Annotated in this window: 7 protein-coding genes; all 7 read right to left on the bottom strand. The window is 51.2% G+C overall.

Annotation, left to right across the window (positions count from 1 at the left end; all coding sequences use genetic code 11):
- A partial coding sequence (locus OB13_RS05085; protein WP_461489066.1) for a hypothetical protein occupies positions 1-315 on the bottom strand: 315 nt, incomplete at its 3' end.
- Between the two features lie 160 nt (positions 316-475).
- Positions 476-664, bottom strand: a complete 189-nt coding sequence (locus OB13_RS05080) for a hypothetical protein (protein WP_461489065.1) — start codon at positions 662-664, stop codon at positions 476-478.
- A gap of 11 nt (positions 665-675) precedes the next feature.
- Positions 676-1,575 (bottom strand): LysR substrate-binding domain-containing protein, encoded by a 900-nt coding sequence (locus tag OB13_RS05075; RefSeq protein WP_461489064.1) that lies wholly within the window; start codon positions 1,573-1,575, stop codon positions 676-678.
- 62 nt (positions 1,576-1,637) lie between these two features.
- Entirely contained in the window at positions 1,638-2,921 is a 1,284-nt protein-coding gene (locus OB13_RS05070) for a metal-dependent hydrolase family protein (RefSeq protein WP_461489063.1), read from the bottom strand.
- A gap of 104 nt (positions 2,922-3,025) precedes the next feature.
- Positions 3,026-3,298, bottom strand: a complete 273-nt coding sequence (locus OB13_RS05065) for a hypothetical protein (protein WP_461489062.1) — start codon at positions 3,296-3,298, stop codon at positions 3,026-3,028.
- A gap of 425 nt (positions 3,299-3,723) precedes the next feature.
- Entirely contained in the window at positions 3,724-4,896 is a 1,173-nt protein-coding gene (locus tag OB13_RS05060; RefSeq protein WP_461489061.1) for an aldose epimerase family protein, read from the bottom strand.
- A gap of 60 nt (positions 4,897-4,956) precedes the next feature.
- Positions 4,957-6,531, bottom strand: coding sequence for an alpha-amylase family glycosyl hydrolase (locus OB13_RS05055; protein ID WP_461489060.1), 1,575 nt, complete (start codon positions 6,529-6,531; stop codon positions 4,957-4,959).
- Positions 6,532-6,700 lie beyond the last annotated feature (169 nt).

Here is a 6,700-nt window from a genome sequence, read left to right as displayed (position 1 = left end):
TGTAGTTGTATCCTCTTGGTAATAGAAATCTACTAGATTGGTATTGTGTGCTTTGATTTTTAACAACAGGAGAGGTGAATCTGCTGTGTAGTCTCTGACAAAGTGTTCAATTTTGTCTACTCCGCTTTTAATCGTTTTAAATTTGCGCGTTTTTACGATAGGAAATGGATCTGCTGCATATGAGTTAAGCTTTGCGATGAGACCATCAATCATTTTTTCCTGTGTAGTAATGTCGAATAACTCATTCTTTTCTACTATTATTTTGGAGGTGAATACAGGTACTTTGATGACGTAGTTATCTTTTTCCTTGCTCATATTGATTGTTTACTCCAAGTACACATAGTATTTTGGCAACTATAAAAATTACTGAATATTAAACAATCACAAATTACCTATATTAAGTTTATATCCAAAAGACACAAGTAAATAGTGTTTAAATCTTTTTCATCCTACTGAGGATTACTCATCCTGAGGATTACTCATCGCTTTTCCGCATCCTGCTGCCTAGCTCCTGAATATCTTTAGTAGATTTACTCTCGGCATAGAAGTCCTTTGCCGTTTTTAGTTGTTCCAGCTTCGACCTTTCTCCGATCGGCAGCTCCTTTTCAGGCTCCTCGAATTGCTTGAATGCTAGCATTAGTACATTCTCCAATATCCCCTTCATTTAGGCTATACCTAAACAGAATAGTGCCGCTTGGTGAACTGGATGAAATTCTTGTAAGGAAAATTGTTCTCGGTGCCTTTGCGCTGAATAAAATCGAAGCTGCGTTTTACGGTCAGCCCGGCGATAGGGACTTCGACCAACTCCCCCGACTGCAGCTCCTTCAGTACCGCCTGGCGGGGCAGAAAAGAAAGGCAGGTATCCACGCGCACGAAGTTCTTCAAGGCCTCCGTGCCGCCCAGCCGGATCTTGATGGGAAGCTCATTCAGTTTTACCTTCTTTTTTTCCAGGGCATTTTCCAGCACCGCCAGTGTACCGGAGCCGCGTTCGCGCAGGGCCAGCGGAATATCATAGAGATCCTTCACTTCCAGCTGCTGCTTTTTGAGTGGGTTCCGGGATGAGCAAACGGCGATCACCTCATCGGTCAGGAAAGAGGTATAGGTCACGTTGCTGACCTTATTGATGCCTTCCACAATGCCCAGATCGATCTCATGGTCAAGGAGCGCTTTCAGGATGTTCTCACTGTTCCGGTTCTTGAGGTCGAGCTGCACGTTCGGGTTCTTCTGCAGGTATGCCGACAGCACCGGGGGCAGGATGTAGAGCGAAATTGTGGTGCTGGCGCCTAAGATCATGTTCACCTGGGGAGAGAAATTCTCGCTCAGCTGCTTAAAGTCCTGGTAGAGCTCATGCTGCAGTTGCTTGGCAGCCAGCAGCTTTTCGTAGAGCAGTTTTCCGGCAGGAGTAAGCACTACACTGTTGCCCAGCCGCTCAAAGAGGCCGGTTTTGTAGTATTCTTCCAGCGCCTTCACCTGCTTGCTGATGGCAGACTGGCTGATAAAGAGCGTCTGACTGGCTTTGGTAAAGCTGAGCAGCCGCGCCACTTCCATAAATATTTCGTGCTTGTGCGAGAGCATACCTGTGTTGTAACCTGTAGCAGTATAACGTGTGTTCGGAGCCGGATAGTGGATTTCAGAACTTATTGTTTGTAGATTTTGCCGTCCTTCATCACCAGCTTTACCTGCCGTACCTGTGCTATATTCTCTGCCGGATTTCCTTCCACAGCAATAAGGTCGGCAAGCAAGCCGGCTTTGATCCTGCCCAGCGTGTTGCCAACGCCGAAGACATCGGCATTGGTGGAGGTGGCGGCACGCAAAACAGCCAACGGTTTCATGCCGTAGTCGACCATCATTTCCATTTCGCGGGCATTGTCGCCGTGCGTGTACACGCCCACATCGCCGCCCATCACAATGGTGACACCACTGTCCAGGGCAGCCCGGAAGCTTTTGCGCTTGGCTTTGATGCGTTCGGGTTCTTCGGCTATACCTTTCTGCCAGCCGCGGTACTGCGAGATGGCGTCGCCGGCTGCCAGGGTGGGGCAGAGGGCAATCCGGTGCTTCTTCATGAGGCGCAGAATCTCGGGCGTCGCATCATCGCCGTGTTCGATGGTGGATACACCGGCCAGTGTAGCCCGGCGCATACCTTCCACGGTGGAGGCATGCGCTACGACCGGTCTGCCGCTGCTGGCAGCTACTTCCACTATCTTCTTTAGTTCATCGAGGGTGAAGGTGGGCTGCGCGGTGCCGTTCAGGCCCCAGCGGTAGTCAGCGTATACCTTGATCTGGTCGGCTCCTTTGCCTATCTGCTTCCGGACTTCCGTGGTCAGGCCGTCCATCCCGTCGGCCTCGGCTGCGCCTATGGGAGTTTCCAGTTCGTAGCTGAGTTCCTTAGGGCCATAGCTGCCGGTAGCTACAATGGCTTCGGTAGCGACGAGCATACGTGGACCAGGTATAATGCCTTTGTCAATAGAAGCTTTCAGCCCGACATCGTCAAAGTCGGCACCTTCCGTGCCGAGGTCGCGCACCGTGGTAAAGCCGGCCAGTAAGGTGTTTTTTGCATGCACCGTAGCCCGTGCCACGCGCTCCACCCGTGATTCCTTCAGCACCTGATCGTTCCAGGGCGTCTCGTTGTAGGGGTGCAGGAACAAGTGACTGTGGCCCTCGATGAGGCCTGGCAGCAGTGTGGTGCCCCGCAACTCGATCACCTGTGCCGTAGCCGGAACTGCTATACCTTTTCCGGCAACTTCGATCTTGTTGTTCTTCACCAGTACCTGCCAGCCTTCCTGCATCTGCTCGCCATCAAACACACGATCCGGCTTCAACAGGTAATAGGTATCCTGGGCAGGCGCTTGGGCCAGGACGACCATGCTGCACAACACGAAAATAGAACTGAGGAGTAGCCTCAGGTGAACAGGCTTGAGCATGAGAATGCAGCTTTTAGTTTGCGAATCAGGTTAGCTCAAGTTACTGCTTTTCTCTGAAACAAATGCTTCTGAGATGGCTCTAAGTCGTTGGCAAGTATAGCGTTTTATTTTTCTTGTGCCTGTTGCTTCTGCTCAGATTGTGCGGCGGCAATTTTAGCTACCAGTTCGTCGTCTGGCGTTTGCTCCATCCAGTTTTCGGGCAACTGCAGCCGGACAGTCTGGGCGCCGCCGGATGGGGTGCAAACTACCGGCACATGGCCGTTCTCATCCTGTGTGATCTCAGCCGCTTTCTCAGCGTTTCCATTTGATAGCTGGCCATACGCCTGCACGCAGGTCCAGGTGGTGTTTTCGGTATCGGTTACTTCCCGTTGTGTCATAAATTGAGTTTTTTAAGGTATACACTATACTGCTATTCTTTCAGGAAGATTCGCTTCCAAGCAGAAGAATTCCACTCAGTCCTTTTGGACGGAGGTCTAGGGAGAAGGCAAGTGGAGGTTCATTTGATCCTGGTTATCAGGAATCGGAATAACATGGACTGGTTTACTTCCCTGTTTATATTCTTGTGGGCAGAATCAATGGAATGTGTGATCGGTTGAGTGCCTTTTTAAAGGTGCAGCTATACCTTGTTGCTATACCCTGGACGGCGAAGACAGGGCAGCTGGCCTGCTAAGTTGTTTGGCAGGAGGAAATAAGAAGCCGGGGAAAAGCGTACTGCTTTAGTGGATTTATTATGTTAAGTAAATTAAACCAGATAACCGCTCTATCAAAGAGCGGCTTTCTGGTTTAACTAAAATTCGGAAGCTTACTTGTTGCTGAACTTGTAGATGGTCGTTTCCCTGTATTTCTCTCCGGGTCTGATAATAGCAGAAGGGAAGTTCTCTTGATTAGGGGAGTCCGGGTAATGTTGTGCTTCGAGGCAGAGGCCGGCATACCGGTTGTAGACCATGTTGTTGTGGCCTCTCAGGCTGCCATTCAGGTGATAGCCTGTGTAGAGCTGTATGCCCGGCTGTGTCGTGTATACCTTCAACACACGGCCGGAGGTGGGTTCTTCTACCGTGGCGGCATGTGTCAAGGTATCGCCACCGTTCCGGATCACATAGTTCAGGTCATAGCCATAGCCCTGCAGGTTGTTGATGCGCGTGCCCACCGGCTGCGGCGTCGTAAAGTCATAGGGCGTACCTTTCACCTGCGGAAGCTCTCCGGTAGGTATAAGCGTCTTATCGACTGCCGTATATTGGTCTGCGTTGATGGTAACGAGGTGGTTCAGGATATCTTTTGCTTTGCCACCACTCAGGTTGAAGTAGCTGTGGTTGGTCAGGTTGACAGGAGTGGCCTTATCCGTGGTAGCTTCATAATCGATCTTCAGGCCGTTGTCTTCCGTCAGGGTATAGGTCACCACCGCCTGCAGGTTGCCCGGGTAGCCTTCTTCCCCGTCTTTGCTCAAATAAGTCAGCCGGATCGCGTTCTGATCCGCCAGTTCTTCTGCCGTCCAGACCACTCTGTCAAAGCCGGTGTTGCCGCCATGCAGGTGGTTAGGCGCGTCGTTGATGGTTACTTTATATTCCTGCCCATCCAGCGTAAAGGTGCCTTTCGCAATGCGGTTGGCAAAGCGGCCTGCTATGCCGCCAAAATGCGGTTCGTTTGGGATATACCCGGCTAAACTGTCGAAACCCAGGACAACCTGGCCCATCGTGCCTTTCTTGTCAGGGGCCAGGATAGAGGTAACAATCGCGCCGTAGTTGGTGATTTTCACGGTCATGCCACCGGCATTGGTGAGCGTGTACAGGTATACTTCCTGCCCGTCAGGAGCGGTGCCGAAAGGCTCTTTCTTAATTTCCATAGTAGCTGCTTCGTCTGTGGATGTTGTTTGTTCGGTTTTCTTATCGGGACTGCTGCAGCCTGCCAGGCCTGCTGCACCAATACCGACAATGAGGGCCCATGCAATGAATGTAGGTATGCTGGTACGTTTTTTCATAACAATTTTCCAATTACGTGAAATATAAACAAACCTGCCTGGTTCATTTTTGCCGTTCGCCTATTTTTTAAGGATCAGCGTGCTGTACGCTGGGAGTTTCACCGTTCCTTTGGCCAGTTCCGCACCGTTATACCGGAAAACGACTGCTTTGTGTTCCTGGAAGCTTGCCGGCATCGGGACGTTGGCTGCCGCACCTGAAACATTGTGCAGTACCAGAACAGACTCTCCTTCATGCGTACGCAAAAAGGCGCTGATCGCTTTATTCTCCATGCTCACTGGCTCAATTACACCGTATGTTAGCGCAGGGCTGTTATTCCGGAGTTTGATCAGGGCTTTGTAGTGGTTCAAAAGCGAATTTTCGTCCGCCTCCTGGAGGGCGACCGGAGCTACGGTTTGCTCGGTGCTGTTCACGGGCGTCATCCAGGAGGTGCGGCACTCGTCTTTGCTCTTTACATCCCACAGGAAAGGTTCCCTGATCTGTTCATCCGGTTTCTTGCCGGTCATCCCGATCTCTTCGCCATAGTAGATGTAAGGGGAACCGGGCAGGGTGAAGAGCAGCGCAGCCGCCATTTTCGCTTTATTCTTGTCCCCTTTCAGTTCGCTCATGATGCGGTTCTGGTCGTGGTTGCTCAGGATCGTGGCATCTACATAGGCCGGGTTCACCTGGCTGTAGTTGTTCATGATGCGGGCATGTTTCAGCGCCAGCGAGTCGCCTGTTCCCTGGTTCAAGGCTTTGAGGATAGCCCAGCTCATCTCGAAGTTAAACAAGGCCGGCAGGCCTTTGCTATACGGCGCCACGACATCCGATTCGGCCCAGACCTCGCCTACCAGGTATACATCTTTCTTTACCTTCTGCATCTCGCTTCTGAACTCTTCCCAGAACCGGTGGTTGTCATCGGGTCTGTCATCCGGGAAAATATGGCGTGCCGCATCGAGCCGGAATCCGTCTACGCCTACTTCCTTCAACCAGTAGCGGCCAATTTTATAGGCTTCTTCCTTTACTTTGGGGTTATCGAAGTTGAGGTCGGGCATGCCGCCCCAGAAGTAACCGAAATATTTGTAATCGCTGCCTTCCACGCTGTGCCAGTGGTTGACGTTGTAGGAGTCGGCACCGGTGGTTTTTCCTTCGCCTTTTGTCTGCGGGTCGTCTTTGTGTGCCCATACATAATAGTCTCTGTAGGGGCTTTTCTCATCTTTGGCAGCCGCCTGGAACCAGGGATGGCCGTTGCCGGAGTGGTTGAGCACCAGGTCGATCACGACATGGATGTTGCGTTTGTGTGCCTCGTTAACAAATTCCTTGAAATCTTCCATGGTGCCGTAATCCGGGTGGATGCCGTAATAATCGGTCACGTCGTATTTGTGGTAAGAAGGAGAGGGGCTCATTGGCATCAGCCAGACACCCTCAATTCCCAGGCCTGCCAGGTAATCGAGCTTGGAAGTCATGCCTTTGATGTCGCCTATGCCGTCGTTGTTGGAGTCACAGAAGGACTGCACAAAGATCTCATAGGTGACGCCCCGGGGCCATTCGCTGGCCTTGGCAGCCGGAGGGTTGTCCAGTTTGGAAGGGGTGCTGCAACCAGCGGCCAGGTATAGCGCAGGTAGCAGAAGGAGGAGGTGTAATTTCAGTTTTTTCATTCGTTCGTTATGGGTAGGATAGGGTTTGGTACATGTTGTAACTTCCAAAGATTTATTGGGTCTCAGAAAGTTTGTCGATTAACATAAAAAGGCATTCTTACTCAGACCGGGTTAAATGATAAACCCGGCAGAGCAAAGCTGCCTGCCGGGTTTATCCAGTGTGCTATCC

The organism is Pontibacter sp. HJ8 (genome assembly GCF_054824225.1).
The sequence above is the reverse complement of the archived record's forward strand: the minus strand, read 5'-3'. Positions and strand labels throughout refer to the sequence as shown.

Coding starts and splice junctions, on each gene's coding strand:
- OB13_RS05060 (WP_461489061.1), bottom strand. CDS start 4,896: ATGAAAAAACGTACCAGCATACCTACATTCATTGCATGGGCCCTCATT.
- OB13_RS05070 (WP_461489063.1), bottom strand. CDS start 2,921: ATGCTCAAGCCTGTTCACCTGAGGCTACTCCTCAGTTCTATTTTCGTG.
- OB13_RS05065 (WP_461489062.1), bottom strand. CDS start 3,298: ATGACACAACGGGAAGTAACCGATACCGAAAACACCACCTGGACCTGC.
- OB13_RS05055 (WP_461489060.1), bottom strand. CDS start 6,531: ATGAAAAAACTGAAATTACACCTCCTCCTTCTGCTACCTGCGCTATAC.
- OB13_RS05075 (WP_461489064.1), bottom strand. CDS start 1,575: ATGCTCTCGCACAAGCACGAAATATTTATGGAAGTGGCGCGGCTGCTC.
- OB13_RS05080 (WP_461489065.1), bottom strand. CDS start 664: ATGAAGGGGATATTGGAGAATGTACTAATGCTAGCATTCAAGCAATTC.